Raw genomic sequence first — 14,388 nt, 5'->3', positions numbered from 1 at the left:
AATGAAAGAAGACAACAAATTAACGACTAGAGATTGGTTGGCAATAGAAAGAACCAAGCTTGCGAATGAGCGAACCTTTCTAGCATATTTTAGAACCTTTTTAGTAATTCTTGGTACCGGAATTGCCATTTTAAAATTAGCTCTTTTTAGTGAATTGAAAACTTTTGGTATTACGCTAGTTGCCATTTCTCCGGTGATACTTTTAATTGGTATTATTCGATTATTTAGAGTAAAAAAAACCATAAAAAAGCATTACAAAATACAATAGGAATCCTAAGCAATCTCTTATAACAGACTATAAAATAATATAAAAACCTTCTTGATTCTGTTTTTGTATTTTTGCAACGTGAATTAGAAAAACAGTTTATGAAAAACATATTATGCATCCTGCTCCTTTTACCATTAGTAAGTTTCGGACAGAAAATAAAAATTAAAAAAGGCAAACTTATATTCGATGATACTCCGGTTGCCAATTTTGATTCTAAAGACAAAACATACCATTTCTCTTATTTAAATGGCGAAAAAGCTTTTGATGCTATTTTTCATGGCGAAGAAGAATATAAAATAGAAGGTTTTCAATGGGTAGAAGTCATTAGTAACGAAGGTATAAAAACCGAAATTCCTTTCGAAATTCTAAAAGTATCCTTTAGTGCTAAAAAAATAATGGTCCGTTTACTTTCCGAAAAATATAACCTAATAGATCCGAACGGCATTAATAAAGCAAATGTAGCAAGTTTCTTTGCTGAAGAAAGAATCTCTTTAAGTGAAAAATATGCTGGAGACATTGCCGATTTAGAAAATAAAGAAGCGCTTAAAAAGAGCTTAATGCGTAAGTACAATCCCTTTGTAAAAGACGATGGTACTATTTTATTTGGCGGTTTTCAAAGTACAAACATCGTGGGTCATGCTTCCTTTCATGATAATGTATATACCATTACAGATCTAGACAGAATTTCTGTAGCACAAACTAAAAAAACATCTAACACAGATACTTCTGTTCATGTAATCACCTATTCTGGAGATTCGTTCTCCTACGATTATGGTTCAAGAACCATGTTAACCGGACAATTTTCAAGAAGCTTTGCACAATTATTGGTGGAAGAATTATTAATAAAAGGTTATACGTTTGGCAGACAAGCAAAAGCAAATAAGGTAGCATTGCACAAAGCAAAAGTAAAGGTCGCTAAAGAGAATAGCATCAATCTTTATGACGTTTTGGGTTCTATTATAGATGAAGAAGGTGTGAAATATGAAGGAACTATTTATGCCGTTTTTGAACAATTAGAATTAAATCCAAACCAAGAAGAACCTAATGTTTATGATGCTACATCTATAGATAATTATGGCAAAAACGTTAGTATAAAATACTTAAATGATAAAGGTAGATCACGAATTAAAAAATTCGCAGCAAAAGACAACGTTTCTTTTTGTGCCATGGATAATGGTGTAGAAAAATGTTTTTATGGTTTAAAAACAAAAGGAAATACCATGAAGAAAATTGCAAATGCTACTAATTTCGGATTCAACAATTCGTATTTCTATCAAGTAGTAGAAACTGTAGATAATAGTATGGTGCTTACCAAACCAGGAGAAAACGGTACCTATGTTTTAAAATTTTCAGATAAGGAAGATGGATTCATGATAGACAATAGAAATAATGATAAACTATCAGACGCTTTAGCAGAATATATTTCTAACTGTACTAATGTATCAGAAGACATTAAAAACAAAGAGTTTGATCTTTCCGAAATACAAAACTTAAAACAAATTTTAGAAGAGTATAAAGCTTGCGTTAACTAAAAAAAGATTCCATTTTAGAGAAAAGTAAAGATGAAAACAGCTACTGTAAAACAACTTAAAGACGAATTGAAGCATAACTCTACCGAAGAGTTAATGGATCTTTGTTTGCGTTTATCTCGTTTTAAAAAAGAAAACAAGGAACTGCTTACCTACCTGCTTTTTGAAGCGCATGATGAAGCTAGTTATATTGAAAACGTAAAACAGGAAATAGATACACAGTTTGAAACTATCAATACGGACAGCTTTTTTTACATTAAAAAGAGTGTCCGTAAAATATTAAGACTCATTAAAAAGTTTAGCCGATATTCTTTAAAAAAGGAAACCGAAGTAGAACTACTACTCTATTTCTGCCAAAAGTTAAAGGACTTTAAACCTTCTATCCAAAGAAACGTTACGCTAACCAATATTTATGACAGGCAAATTGCCGCTATAAAAAAGATTATTTCTGCTTTACACGAAGACTTGCAATATGATTACACTATGGCTTTAGAGGAATTAGAAGGATAATTAAAAACGGTTTTCCATTTAATTTAAAGCTCAATACTTTCACCAATATCTAATAACATAAGATCTTTGTCTTTATTAAAAAAGAGTTGTTTGGCAACTTCATGATCTATTTCTATATAACCAAAAGTATCAAAATGATAGCCTAAAACCTTATCGCAATCCACAAAATCACTAGCAAGAATAGCGTCTGCAATTCCCATTGTAAAATTATCACCAATAGGTAAAATGGCTAAATCTAATTTGGTTTGCATAGGTATTAATTTCATATCCATAGTTAAAGCAGTATCCCCAGCGATGTAAATATTTTTATGTTCGCTTTCTAAAACAAAACCTCCTGGTTGTCCACCATATTTTCCATCTGGAAAAGAAGAAGTATGAATAGCGTTTACATATTTCAGACTTCCAAATTCAAAATCCCAAGTTCCTCCAAGATTCATAGGATGCCCTTCAAAACCTAAATTTTGAAAATGCGTAACAATTTCAAAATTAGAAACAATTACAGCATCTGTACGTTTCGCAATAGCTTCTACATCTAAAATATGATCTTGATGCGCATGTGTAAGTAATATATAATCTGCTTGCAGCATATCTATATTTATATGTGAAGCTTTTGGATTTCCTGTGATAAATGGATCTACAAGAATGTGTATATCTTCTATTTGAATTCCTAAACTTGCGTGGCCGTAAAATGTGATTTTCATTCGTTATTTTTTAGAAAAGAAAATTACAAAAAAAACTCAGACATATTGTAGAATTTGTCTGAGTTTTTCAATCCCCAAAATTGAAGTTAATACCCTCGTATTTTAAATTACTAGGATGTATCAACATCTTAAATATACATATAATTATTTGTTTTACAAACAAATAAACCTATAATTCACTCCTATACAGCGCTTTATAATAAATAGATTACAATAAATGTCCTACAGACAAAAGAATTGCTAATAAAAATGTGGTTAGTGCTAGTTTTTTAAGTTCTGGATCTAAATGCACAGGCTCTTTATTATTTTTCACCTTTTTAAGATGCAGAAATAAAGGAATATACGCGATAAGGAATAAAAAATTAAATACGGAATTATAATATAGAATTCCATACAAGGTAGATAAAGCAATCGCTGAAATAATTAAAAAGTAATGATACTTCTTCGCTTTATTACTCCCGAGTTTAACAACAAGTGTGTTTTTTCCTGCTTTTCTATCCGATGCAATGTCTCTCATATTATTAAGATTTAGCACTGCAGCACTTAGCAAACCTAAAGTACAAGCGGGTAAAAAAGTAACATGATCTATTTGTTTGCTATATAAAACATAACTACCTATTACACTTACTAAACCAAAAAACAGAAATACAAAAACATCGCCTAAACCTTTATAGCCATAAGCATTGCTTCCCATAGTATACTTAATGGCAGCATAAATTGAAAGTAAACCAATAACAAAAAAGACTAAAGCATATACTAAATGTTTAGAGCCAAAGGCGGAATAAATTAAACCTAAGGATAAAACAATACAAATAAGAATGTTCTTTTTTATGGCCTCCAGCATTTGTTCTGCAGAGATATTTCCGCTTTGTAAAGCGCGCTCCGGACCAATTCTATCTTCATTATCGGTTCCTTTTACGCCATCACCGTAATCATTTGCAAAATTAGATAATACCTGAAGGCTAATGGTAGTTAATATAGCAAATATGAAAATTTGCCAATTAAAAAATCCATTATATGCAGCCAAAGAAGAACCCACAATAATTCCTGAAACAGAAAGCGGTAATGTTCTTAATCTTGCTGCTTGTACCCAATATTTAAATGTACTCATAAATCAAGGAATCCATTTTTTTGGAAAATTTGGTTTACGCTTTTCTAAAAAAGCATCTCGACCTTCTTTTGCTTCATCAGTCATATATGCTAAACGTGTCGCTTCCCCTGCAAATACTTGCTGACCAACCATACCATCGTCTGTTAAATTCATTGCGAATTTCAACATTTTAATAGATGTTGGCGATTTTTCTAATATTTCTTGTGCCCAATTAAAAGCTGTTTCTTCTAACTCATCATGTGGAATAACGGCATTTACCATTCCCATATCATACGCTTCTTGTGCAGAATAATTTCTTCCTAAGAAAAAGATTTCACGTGCTCTTTTTTGTCCAACCATTTTGGCTAAATATGCAGAACCATAACCACCATCAAAACTAGTTACATCTGCATCTGTTTGTTTAAAAATGGCGTGTTCTTTACTCGCAAGCGTTAAATCGCAAACCACATGTAAACTATGTCCGCCACCAACAGCCCAACCAGGAACGACTGCAATTACTGCTTTTGGCATAAAACGAATTAAACGTTGTACTTCCAAAATATTTAGTCTGTGATAACCATCTTCTCCTACATAACCTTGATGCCCTCTTGCTTTTTGGTCTCCTCCAGAACAAAAGCTCCAAATGCCATCTTTGGTAGAAGGCCCTTCCGCAGATAATAGAACGACACCTATACTTGTATCTTCTCCTGCATCATAAAATGCATCATACAGTTCTTTTGTTGTTTTTGGTCTAAATGCGTTTCTTATATCTGGTCTGTTAAAAGCGATTCTTGCAACGCCATTACATTTTTTATAAGTAATGTCTTCATACTCTTTAGCGGTTTTCCAATCTATTTGGCTCATGTTCTCTAATTAGACTGTAAAAATACATTTTTTTTATTATTTAAATCATTGCATTAAAACATCCATTTCAATAATTTCTAAAACCCACACAAACAACTGTAAAACAATAAATTATATTTTACTAAATTTAATTATGTAGTAATTTCCTACACAAAACATGTATTTTGGCTGATTTATAACCCCTTCATCATGTTTTTAAGAAAACAAAATTAAAGAACTGATAATAAGACGTCTAGTATATAATTTTGTCTCACACTAATAACCACTATGAAATTAATTGATTCAAAATTTGCTCCCTCAATTGAAGGTATCCACGTCACTAAATTTGGTGTAGTTTATTTTTTTAACACGTTTATCGTCACCGAAATAAATGAAGGTGAGCTATTTAGCTTTGCATCATCCATTCAACTAACAAATTTAATTTTTGACTATTATGGAACAAATACTAATTTACAGGTAATATCGAATAGAATAAATAATTACTCTATAGAACCAACGTATTGGTTTGATTTTTATAAAAATGAAAATGCTAACTCCTTAAAAAATGTCTCTTTTGTTTATTATAATGAATTGGCTTATGCTAATGCAAGATTAGAACAAACTTTTATTAAATGTAAATCAGAATGCTATAAAAGCTTGCATGATGCTATAGATAGTATTTCCAGTATTACTGATAAGAGGACCGCTTGAATAAGGTAGATTAAAAATCCCTAAACACAATTAGTAGCACCTAGAAACTAATTTAATCTACCGCAAGCCGCCTTTTCTTTTTTGCTCCAAAACCTACCTTTTTATTTTGTTAGTCTATCTAACATTCTATAGAACCTACAAACAAATAGCTTAATAAAAATTAAGCTATTTGTTATTAATTAATTTTATAAAATATTATTAATGAGAATTACAGACACAAACTTAAAAGAACTCATAGAAGACACACATGTTTTTGAACATGGCGTATATTACTTCTTTAAAGATTTTATTGTTTCTGAAGTTAATGAAGGTGTGGACTATAATTGGGGGATTACACAAGGAGTTGTAACATTAGCAAAAAACTATTACGGGAAAGATGCCCCAATATGCCTAATATCAAACAGGATAAACCAATATTCTATAAATCCATTAGGTTGGCATAATTTCTTTAAAACGGGCAGAAAACTAAATGGTCTTGCCGTAGTAACTTACACTAAAAATGCTAGAGCAAATGTAGCTATTGAAATGCTGTTTTTCAACTCCAAACTAGAACGCTTCCATAGTATTTTTGAAGCTATTAATTGGGTTAAAGAGGTAAATTTACAGCAGCAAACTTCATCTATAGAAAATAAATAGAAATAAATTTCTAAATTAGGTGAATACCGTCTTCTTTAATGGTTACAAGTTTCTGCTTATATAAATTACCTAAAGCCTTTTTAAAGCTTTTTTTACTCATTTGTAGGACCTCTTTAATAACTTCTGGACTAGATTTATCTGTTAGATTTAAAAACCCATTATTATCCTGCAGATAGCCCATTACTATTTCTGCATTTGGCTCTATATTTCTATAGCCCACTTGACCTAAAATAATATCTATCTTATTACCTGGTCTTATTTTTTTAACAATTCCTTTTAGCTTATCTCCTACGCTAATATCTTGAAAAATATTATCGGTATAAATTAAGCCGGAGTGTATTTTATTTATAATAACATTCCAACCAATATCACTTTTATGAGATGCGATTAAGTCTACTTCGTCATATTCTGCAACCGTTAATTCCTTATTATCTAAAAATTGATTGGTTTTGCTAGAAGCTACTAACCTATTGGTTTCTTCGTCTAAGTAACAATACACCAAATACCAACCTCCTTTTATCATATCATAGGCCTGTTCTTTAAAAGGGCAGAATAATTCTTTTACCATTCCCCAATCTAAAAAAGCACCATGTTTTGTTGTTTCATTACAGCGTAATAAAGCAAATTCATTACGTTGTATATACGGTTTATCTGTAACTGCTACTAACCGTTCTTGATTATCTAAATAGATGAATACTTCTAGCTTGTCCCAAATTTCAAATTCATTTGGCACATATCTATTTGGCAGTAAAACTTCATTATCTTCTTCATCACTCAAGAATAATCCTGGTTCTGTTTCACGTATAATAGTAAGCGTATTGTATTCTCCTAAATGTATCATACTGCAAAAGTAAGGATATTAAAATTCAAAAATGTAATTTTTTAAAAACGAAATCACTAGAAAACAAAAAAGCGCTACATTCCTGTAGCGCTTCGATATATTTAGTAAAAAAAATCTATTTATAAATAGCCTCTTTTTTAAAATGTTGTGTTAGTAAGTAATATACAACTGCTCTGTACTTACTTCTATTAGACTTACCATATTTTTCCATTACCGAATCAATAGCTTTGTCTAAATCTGCAGTATCTGCTAAACCTAGTTTTTTAATTAAAAAATTATTTTTAACGGTTGCTAGTTCTGATGCATCAGATCCTGAAACTGTAGCTGCATCTGCATTATAAATAGATGGTCCACAACCAATAGTTACTTTCGTTAGTAAATCCATATCTGGAGTCACACCAATCTTATCTTTTAAATCTGCAGCATACTTTACAATTAAATCATCTCTTTTACTCATGGTATTATATTTTTTAGTTATTGATTGTTTTAAGTATCTTAAAGATAAGGTATTTAAGCATTTTTCAATATTAATAAATTTTTAAATACTGGATATGATCGATGAAACACAAAATAAATCGACAAGCTACTTTAAAGCTTTAAAATAATTTAATAATGTAGTATCATTAACGGTTCTTGGTGTAAAGACTTCTAAAATTTTAGGAGTATCAGTTTCCAAATAAAAGGACGACAAAGCAGTTTTTAATTCTATCTGATTACTAGCACTTTCATAAGTAAAACCATACATATCACTTAATTGTTTCGCTGAGAGATTGTGTGTGGTTTCAAAAAAGGTATCAAAATTTTCAGAATTTTTTTCTCCAGGAAGAATTCTAAAAATACCACCTCCTTGATTATTAACTACAATAATTCTAAAATGATTAGGGATGTAATTATTCCAAAGTGCATTGCTATCATAAAAGAAGCTTAGATCTCCAGTAATAAAAACAGTTTGTTTTTGGTTAGCAACGGCACAACCAACTGCTGTGCTTGTACTGCCATCAATTCCGCTAGTTCCTCTATTACAAAAAACTTCCAGCGTTTTATTTAGATTAAACAGTTGGGCATATCTAATGGTAGAACTATTACTTAATTGTAAAACCGAATGATCTGGAATAGATTTAAAAATAGTTTTAAAGGCTATTAAATCGGAAAACGATATGTTTTCAAAATACGCTGCATGTTTCTTTTTTCTATCTTTTTTTATTGTTGTCCAGTATGCTTGGTAATCACTTTTGGTAAGATGCGTTACTTCCTGAAAAAACTGCGTAAAAAATAAATTTGGCGTTATTTTTAGATGATGTTCTAAACAGAAAAAAGTATCGTTCGCTTTTTCTGTTCCAATATGCCAATGTTGTTTCGGTTTGTGCTTTCGTAAAAAGGCTTTAATTTTTTTCGATACAATTAACCCGCCAAAAGTTACAAGAATATCAGGTTGTAAGGCTTTAAATTCTTCTTCATTTAAAGGGGCTATTATTTTATCTATACTATTAAAAAAATGTCGATGATGTATATTAGAAGTAGTTTCTGTAAATACAACAACACTTTCATCCTCTGCAAGTTCATCTAACCATTTTTGTTCTATACTATTCGGTGGATTTACACCTACAACTACCATCTTCTTTTTAGCATCATACCAATCACTAACCAAATTAGATAACAGTAATTCTTCTATTTTATTCGTTTTTGGAATTACCTCAACTACTTTTGGTGCAACCGTTAACGTGTCAACGGTTTCATATAAAGGTTCATCAAACGGTATATTAATATGTACAGGACCTCTTTTATGAATCGCTATATTTAAAGCTTCATTTATTTCTACTTCATTTTGCGATTGAATATTTTGCTGTAAACCTAAAAGCTTTTCTAATTTATTTTCAATGTTCTTAAAAATGGGCAATTCCTCATTTTGAATAAAGCTATTTTCGGCTTTCAAATCTTGTTTCAAATTTGCCGAATATAAAATGTGATTTTCATACACATTTTCTTGATTAATGGTTTGTCCATCACCAATTCCCAGTAAATGTTTTGGTCTGTCTGCCGATAAAACTACCAGCGGAATATTACTATAAAAAGCTTCTGCAATTGCAGGATAATAATTCAATAATGCACTACCAGAAGAACAAATAACAGCAACAGGTTTTTGCATTTGTTGCGCAATACCTAAAGCGAAAAATGCAGCACAACGTTCATCTACAACGCTGTAACATGTAAAATAATCATCGTTTGTAAAACCAATGGTTAAAGGTGCATTTCTACTTCCTGGAGAAATAATAATATGGTTTATATGCTTTGCTTTACAAAGCTGAATAACGGTCTGGGCTAAAGGGATTTTCGGGTATTTCATGCGTACTTCCCATGAAAATGGGAATCTTTTTAAATTAAGAAAAAAGCGATATACAAATGTAAGTTTTTGCTACTAATACCCGATTATATTTTGGTTTTATATTTTTCAGTATTAGCTAAAAAACACGGATAGATTCTTGCTTGGACTACAAAACAGCCTTCATTGTTTCCGTTTTATTTACGGTTTCCTGCCATTCGTTTTCTGCAATAGAGTCCTTCGTAATTCCACCACCAACATATATACTTGCTTTTATATCTGTTAACTGCATACAACGCAAATTCACATACAAGTTAGATACCGTTTTAATGGCCGAATATGCGTTATTTTCTACATTCCTGCGATTGGTATTTCTTGCTGTTATTTCTTTACTATTTATTTCGCCTAAAAAACCCGTATAAAATTCTCGATTATAGTTTTCATTTTCTAAAATAAATTCCTTCGCAGCCATTTTTGGTAATCCGCAAACAGCTGGTGTTGGATGCAAAGCCATTACGACCTCTTTTAAATTGGCGTTTAAAATACCAGAAACCCGAGTCCTTATGTGTAGTAAATTCCCTGCCTTTATAGTTTCTGTATCTGCTACCTTGATATTACTTACCGAAGTCTCTAAACTAGAAATTAAATAATCGGTTACTAACTGTTGTTCTTCCGTTTCTTTAGCTTCCCAATTTGGATTATCGTCTCCCAAATAAGCTTGTGTTCCTGCTAAAGCCATAGTTGTAAACCTATTTCCGGTTACACTTAATAAGGTTTCTGGTGTAGCTCCAAGCCATAAACCAATTTTTGGGTGATACCAACAATACACAAAAGCAGTTTGGTATTGTGCTAATAAGCGTTTAAAAAGTTGCAGCGGATTACTTTCTATAAGCTTTACTTCTTCTTTTCTGGAAACAACTACTTTTTTTAAGCTCTTTTTTTCTATTGTTTGAATTGCATTGGAAACCAAATTAACATGAAATTCTTGTGCTTCTTTTAATACACTTTCTTCTTGCTGCTGAATTTCGCTTTTTTCTTGTACATCTTCCGTTATAAATTCTGAAATAATAAAACTAGACTCCAAAGTTTCCGAAGCTGAAAACGGCATTAAAATCGTTTGCTTTTTGCTATTGAAAGGTGCAAAGACAAAACCACTTTCCGTTAGATCTTTAGAAGTATACACCGAATCATTATTTTGAAAAATCCCTTTTAAAACGGAAGCTTTCGGTTTACGGTACAGCACAAAAGGCAAAGCATCGTCAAAATGATTCTGGGCAATTTCTAAAAAATCGGAGGTTTGCATAAATACTATGTGTTTCATTTCCGTGAAAACGGAAACCTATTTCTTTTTAGGTAATGAGATGGTAGATAGTCTACAAATTGACACCAAATTATCCTGATCATCTGTAACTCTAATATCTAATAATTGTGTCGTTCTTCCTTTGTGCAAAAAAGTAGCTTTTGCGTATACAAAACCTTCGGTCACACTTTTTAAATGATTTGCTGTAATCTCTAAACCACGAACAAATTTATTTTCAGTATCCATAAAAACATGTGAAGCAAAACTACCTACACTTTCTGCTAAAGCAGCAGTTGCTCCTCCATGTAAAACACCATCTGGTTGATATACTCTAGAATCTACAGGCATTCTTGCTACTAAAAAATCTTCGCCATAGTCTACCATTTCAATATTTAAGGTTTCCATTAAGGTGTTTTTACTCGCAGCATTTGCTTTTGCTAGGACGCTTTCTTTAGATAATTGCATATAAATAATGTATTTTTATTGTCGGATTGTAAAAGTACAAAATGAATTTAGAAGAAAAAGAAATTTCATACACAACTACCAATAGTTATGCTACTTTAAATAAGTTAACCGACAAAACTAAAAACGTCTGGTTTGTTTGTCATGGAATGGGTTATTTAAGTAGATATTTTTTAAGATATTTTGAAGGATTAAACAAAGACGAAAACTATATTATTGCACCACAAGCACAGAGCAAATTCTATAGCGCCCCAAAATTCAAACATGTTGGAGCAAGTTGGTTAACTAAGGAAAATACCATAAAAGAAACGGAGAACGTTATGCGTAATTTGGATGCGGTTTTTGAAGCTGAAAACATACCAAAAAACATAAACCTCATCGTTTTAGGCTACTCACAAGGTGTTAGTATTGCCACAAGATATGTTGCAAAACGGAAACTACAATGTGCACAGCTCATCTTGCATTCTGGAGGAATACCAAAAGAAATAGAACCTAAAGATTTTGATTTTTTTAATGCTAAAGTATCTATGATTTATGGTACCGAAGATGAATATTTAAATGAAGAAAGAATTGCCCACGAAACCAATAGAGCAAAAGAACTTTTTGGTGACCATTTGCACATTATTCCTTTTGAAGGAAAACATGTGGTGAATGTGGCATTGATAAATGGATTGGTTTAATTAAAAATATTTTCGCTTTCGCGGAAAGCACACATGAAAGCACAAACCTTAGAAAACGAACATGTAAAACTTAGTCTTTTAGACTTGAGTAATTACGAACATTTAGCAACAATTGCTAGAGAAAAGGATTTAGTATTCTACTCACCTAGTGCAATTTCAACTCCTGCAAAATTAAAAGCATATGTACAACAAGCTGTAGATAGTTATTACCAAAAAACCGCAATTCCTTTTATAATTTACGATAAGAAAAAACAAGCCTATGCAGGATGCACAAGGTTTGGCTTAATAAATTATAAAAATAAAGTACTGCATATTGGTTGGACATGGATTGGTGCAGATTTTCAAGGTTCTGGATTGAATATGCAAATGAAATTTTTAATGCTTCAATATGCTTTTGAAACTTTAGCCTTTGATAAAGTAGAGTTTCGAGTGGATGCGCGCAATATAAAATCTAGAAAAGCTGTTGAAAAAGTTGGAGGAATTCTTGAAGGCCTTTTACGAAAAGACACTTTAATGCTAGATGGTTTTAAACGTAGCACTTGTTGTTATGGCATTTTAAAAGAAGAATGGCCAGGAATAAAAGCTAGTGTTTTTAAAGATTTCGTTTAATGGATTATTTTCTAGATTTGCCAAAAACAGATAAAACCTAGTTATTACAAATAAAAAAACCCTCGAATATTTTCAAGGGTTTTTACTATTTAAAAATGTTTGTTTTACATTTTCTTACCTACCATTTCTCTTCCTCCTTGCAAAAGGGTTACACTTTCTATTTCTCCTGAAGCATTTTTATTAAACGTTAATTGTGCTGCAACTACTTTTAGATAGAATACGTTATCCGATTTTGGAAAAATAGCAACCATACCTTGTCCTGTTGCTTGTGTATTTAATTGACTTCCATCTTTGGTTACTTTAAGTATAAATCCTGGAGCAAGTTCGTAATCCCCAACATAACTTTGTAAAATACTATCTGCTACAACTACTTCTTTTTCTAAACCGGAAACGTCTGCTCCTAACTTCTTTAGGTAATCGATACCATTCTGGTTATTTGGGTTTATTTCTACCGATTTTTTATAATTTACAATTGCTTGTTCTTTGTTTCCTTGAGTCATTAAAGCTTCGGCATAACTGTCATACGCATTAAATGATTTTGGAAATTCATCCACAATAAGTTTAAAAACAGTAATTGCTTGGTCTATTTTTTCCGATTGTAATAATTGATAACCAACAGCATTCATATCACTTTCATCTACATCATAATCACTAGAAGATTTAATGGTATTATAGTACAGTATTGCAGCATCTATTCCTTTCGATTCTATTGCATTAGAAAATGCTGTCGCCACCGATTTTTTAGGGAAGTCATAGGTTTTATCATATAAAATACCACGAATAGCTCTAGCCATTTCGCTAAGTGGTGCACCTCCAGTATTATTTAATAATACAATTAAAGACTTATCCGATGGCACTCTAGTAATTAAGGTATTAAATCCGTTAATTCCTCCGCCATGACTTATTGCTTCCACACTTTCTTCTGTGTTTCCTATCGATTCACTTCCAATAAACCAACCATAACCATAATGTCCGTTTCCGGCTTTAATATGTTCTCCAAAAAACAGATCCATAGATGCTTTAGAAAGAAGTTGGTTAGTATATAAAGCTTGATCCCAAAGGTATAAGTCTTCCGCTGTAGCGTATAAAGATCCTGCAGCATACGGAATAGACATGTCTAAATAACTAGCATTTACAAAATCGCCGCCTTGTTTCTCATAACCTGTTGCTCTATGCTTTAAAATGGTTGCATGATGATCAAATCCGGAACCTTTCATCTGTAAAGGTGTGAAGATCTTTTCTTGTAACATTTGCTCGTAGGACTTTCCCGAAATTTTTTCAATTAAAACCCCTAAAAGAAAATATCCAGAATTACTATAGCTAAATTGTTCTCCTGGAGTGAAATCTAAATCCATTTCAGAAAACTCTTTAACAAACGCCGTTGGTGTATACGGATCTCTACTTTTATTTTTGAAAAAATCTGGAAAGGACGTGTAATTAGGTATTCCAGAAGTATGCGTTAATAAGTGATGTGTAGTTATTATATCTCCGGTTGCTTTTGGATAGTCTGGAAGATATTTAGTGATTGGTGCTTGCAAATCTATTTTGCCAGCTTCTGCTAATTGAAGAATTAACATGCCAGTAAATTGTTTAGAAATAGAACCTAACCGGTGTTTGGTAGCTGAAGTATTTGGAATATCCCATTCCATATTCGCAAATCCGAATCCCTTTTTATAAATAATCTTTCCTTTTTCTGCTATTAAAACAGAACCATTAAAGGATTTATATGCGGTGTATGTATTAATTAATTTGGTTATTTGCGCCTCTTTAACTTGACCAAAAGTTACTTGGACAAAAAATAATAATGCAAATACGATAAAAGCATTGGTTTTACGAGAATGGTGTTTTGATTGTTTTTTCATGATGATTGTTTTTGATTGATTAAAAA

The 14,388-nt window shown here is 31.6% G+C and carries 16 protein-coding genes; 7 read left to right on the top strand and 9 right to left on the bottom strand.

The window, feature by feature from the left end; all coding sequences use genetic code 11:
• Position 1: 1 nt before the first annotated feature.
• The 3 genes from ACVCXO_RS01335 to ACVCXO_RS01325 all read left to right on the top strand — a co-directional run bounded on the left by ACVCXO_RS01335 (position 2) and on the right by ACVCXO_RS01325 (position 2,307).
• The gene (locus ACVCXO_RS01335) at positions 2-268 is read left to right on the top strand and encodes a DUF202 domain-containing protein (RefSeq protein ID WP_452227801.1); all 267 of its coding nucleotides are present in this window, start codon (positions 2-4) and stop codon (positions 266-268) included.
• 98 nt (positions 269-366) lie between these two features.
• Complete coding sequence (locus tag ACVCXO_RS01330; protein WP_452227800.1) at positions 367-1,800, top strand: hypothetical protein; 1,434 nt, start codon at positions 367-369, stop codon at positions 1,798-1,800.
• A gap of 30 nt (positions 1,801-1,830) precedes the next feature.
• Complete coding sequence (locus ACVCXO_RS01325; RefSeq protein ID WP_452227799.1) at positions 1,831-2,307, top strand: hypothetical protein; 477 nt, start codon at positions 1,831-1,833, stop codon at positions 2,305-2,307.
• 23 nt (positions 2,308-2,330) lie between these two features.
• Here the strand turns inward: ACVCXO_RS01325 and ACVCXO_RS01320 are convergent, their stop codons facing one another.
• The 3 genes from ACVCXO_RS01320 to ACVCXO_RS01310 form a co-directional block, all read right to left on the bottom strand.
• Positions 2,331-3,008 (bottom strand): metal-dependent hydrolase, encoded by a 678-nt coding sequence (locus ACVCXO_RS01320; RefSeq protein WP_452227798.1) that lies wholly within the window; start codon positions 3,006-3,008, stop codon positions 2,331-2,333.
• 208 nt (positions 3,009-3,216) lie between these two features.
• The gene (locus ACVCXO_RS01315; protein WP_452227797.1) at positions 3,217-4,119 is read right to left on the bottom strand and encodes a 1,4-dihydroxy-2-naphthoate polyprenyltransferase; all 903 of its coding nucleotides are present in this window, start codon (positions 4,117-4,119) and stop codon (positions 3,217-3,219) included.
• 3 nt (positions 4,120-4,122) lie between these two features.
• Positions 4,123-4,962, bottom strand: a complete 840-nt coding sequence (locus ACVCXO_RS01310) for a 1,4-dihydroxy-2-naphthoyl-CoA synthase (protein ID WP_452227796.1) — start codon at positions 4,960-4,962, stop codon at positions 4,123-4,125.
• A gap of 267 nt (positions 4,963-5,229) precedes the next feature.
• Between ACVCXO_RS01310 and ACVCXO_RS01305 the strand changes: the two genes are divergently transcribed.
• Positions 5,230-5,652, top strand: coding sequence for a hypothetical protein (locus tag ACVCXO_RS01305; RefSeq protein WP_452227795.1), 423 nt, complete (start codon positions 5,230-5,232; stop codon positions 5,650-5,652).
• A gap of 201 nt (positions 5,653-5,853) precedes the next feature.
• A complete protein-coding gene (locus ACVCXO_RS01300) occupies positions 5,854-6,288 on the top strand; it encodes a hypothetical protein (protein ID WP_452227794.1) in 435 nt (144 codons plus the stop codon).
• Positions 6,289-6,298: 10 nt separating this feature from the next.
• Here ACVCXO_RS01300 and ACVCXO_RS01295 read toward each other — a convergent pair whose 3' ends face one another.
• The 5 genes from ACVCXO_RS01295 to ACVCXO_RS01275 all read right to left on the bottom strand — a co-directional run bounded on the left by ACVCXO_RS01295 (position 6,299) and on the right by ACVCXO_RS01275 (position 11,214).
• Positions 6,299-7,129 carry a CvfB family protein gene (locus ACVCXO_RS01295; protein WP_452227793.1) on the bottom strand — a complete coding sequence of 277 codons (831 nt, stop codon included), beginning with the start codon at positions 7,127-7,129 and terminating at the stop codon, positions 6,299-6,301.
• A 115-nt stretch (positions 7,130-7,244) separates the two neighbouring features.
• Positions 7,245-7,586: a DUF2853 family protein gene (locus tag ACVCXO_RS01290; RefSeq protein WP_452227792.1), complete on the bottom strand. Its 342-nt coding sequence runs from the start codon at positions 7,584-7,586 to the stop codon at positions 7,245-7,247.
• Positions 7,587-7,712: 126 nt separating this feature from the next.
• Positions 7,713-9,473 carry a 2-succinyl-5-enolpyruvyl-6-hydroxy-3-cyclohexene-1-carboxylic-acid synthase gene (menD, locus tag ACVCXO_RS01285; protein ID WP_452227791.1) on the bottom strand — a complete coding sequence of 587 codons (1,761 nt, stop codon included), beginning with the start codon at positions 9,471-9,473 and terminating at the stop codon, positions 7,713-7,715.
• A gap of 145 nt (positions 9,474-9,618) precedes the next feature.
• Positions 9,619-10,770 (bottom strand): chorismate-binding protein, encoded by a 1,152-nt coding sequence (locus tag ACVCXO_RS01280; RefSeq protein WP_452227790.1) that lies wholly within the window; start codon positions 10,768-10,770, stop codon positions 9,619-9,621.
• 18 nt (positions 10,771-10,788) lie between these two features.
• Positions 10,789-11,214: a PaaI family thioesterase gene (locus ACVCXO_RS01275; protein ID WP_452227789.1), complete on the bottom strand. Its 426-nt coding sequence runs from the start codon at positions 11,212-11,214 to the stop codon at positions 10,789-10,791.
• 41 nt (positions 11,215-11,255) lie between these two features.
• Between ACVCXO_RS01275 and ACVCXO_RS01270 the strand changes: the two genes are divergently transcribed.
• Complete coding sequence (locus ACVCXO_RS01270; protein WP_452227788.1) at positions 11,256-11,891, top strand: alpha/beta hydrolase; 636 nt, start codon at positions 11,256-11,258, stop codon at positions 11,889-11,891.
• Between the two features lie 33 nt (positions 11,892-11,924).
• A complete protein-coding gene (locus ACVCXO_RS01265) occupies positions 11,925-12,500 on the top strand; it encodes a GNAT family N-acetyltransferase (RefSeq protein ID WP_452227787.1) in 576 nt (191 codons plus the stop codon).
• A 104-nt stretch (positions 12,501-12,604) separates the two neighbouring features.
• Here the strand turns inward: ACVCXO_RS01265 and ACVCXO_RS01260 are convergent, their stop codons facing one another.
• Positions 12,605-14,362 (bottom strand): serine hydrolase, encoded by a 1,758-nt coding sequence (locus ACVCXO_RS01260; protein WP_452227786.1) that lies wholly within the window; start codon positions 14,360-14,362, stop codon positions 12,605-12,607.
• Between the last annotated feature and the right edge of the window lie 26 nt (positions 14,363-14,388).

The sequence above is a fragment of the Lacinutrix sp. MEBiC02404 genome, from assembly GCF_053601575.1.
Note: the sequence above shows the minus strand (reverse complement) of the source record. Positions and strands in the feature narration are given on the sequence as shown.

Bases quoted from the DNA above. Each gene is read 5' to 3' on its own strand.
- ACVCXO_RS01305 (WP_452227795.1), top strand. From the start codon at position 5,230: ATGAAATTAATTGATTCAAAATTTGCTCCCTCAATTGAAGGTATCCAC.
- ACVCXO_RS01330 (WP_452227800.1), top strand. From the start codon at position 367: ATGAAAAACATATTATGCATCCTGCTCCTTTTACCATTAGTAAGTTTC.
- ACVCXO_RS01325 (WP_452227799.1), top strand. From the start codon at position 1,831: ATGAAAACAGCTACTGTAAAACAACTTAAAGACGAATTGAAGCATAAC.
- ACVCXO_RS01260 (WP_452227786.1), bottom strand. From the start codon at position 14,362: ATGAAAAAACAATCAAAACACCATTCTCGTAAAACCAATGCTTTTATC.
- ACVCXO_RS01310 (WP_452227796.1), bottom strand. From the start codon at position 4,962: ATGAGCCAAATAGATTGGAAAACCGCTAAAGAGTATGAAGACATTACT.
- ACVCXO_RS01290 (WP_452227792.1), bottom strand. From the start codon at position 7,586: ATGAGTAAAAGAGATGATTTAATTGTAAAGTATGCTGCAGATTTAAAA.
- ACVCXO_RS01335 (WP_452227801.1), top strand. From the start codon at position 2: ATGAAAGAAGACAACAAATTAACGACTAGAGATTGGTTGGCAATAGAA.
- ACVCXO_RS01265 (WP_452227787.1), top strand. From the start codon at position 11,925: ATGAAAGCACAAACCTTAGAAAACGAACATGTAAAACTTAGTCTTTTA.
- ACVCXO_RS01295 (WP_452227793.1), bottom strand. From the start codon at position 7,129: ATGATACATTTAGGAGAATACAATACGCTTACTATTATACGTGAAACA.
- ACVCXO_RS01320 (WP_452227798.1), bottom strand. From the start codon at position 3,008: ATGAAAATCACATTTTACGGCCACGCAAGTTTAGGAATTCAAATAGAA.
- ACVCXO_RS01280 (WP_452227790.1), bottom strand. From the start codon at position 10,770: ATGAAACACATAGTATTTATGCAAACCTCCGATTTTTTAGAAATTGCC.
- ACVCXO_RS01270 (WP_452227788.1), top strand. From the start codon at position 11,256: ATGAATTTAGAAGAAAAAGAAATTTCATACACAACTACCAATAGTTAT.
- menD (WP_452227791.1), bottom strand. From the start codon at position 9,473: ATGAAATACCCGAAAATCCCTTTAGCCCAGACCGTTATTCAGCTTTGT.
- ACVCXO_RS01275 (WP_452227789.1), bottom strand. From the start codon at position 11,214: ATGCAATTATCTAAAGAAAGCGTCCTAGCAAAAGCAAATGCTGCGAGT.
- ACVCXO_RS01315 (WP_452227797.1), bottom strand. From the start codon at position 4,119: ATGAGTACATTTAAATATTGGGTACAAGCAGCAAGATTAAGAACATTA.
- ACVCXO_RS01300 (WP_452227794.1), top strand. From the start codon at position 5,854: ATGAGAATTACAGACACAAACTTAAAAGAACTCATAGAAGACACACAT.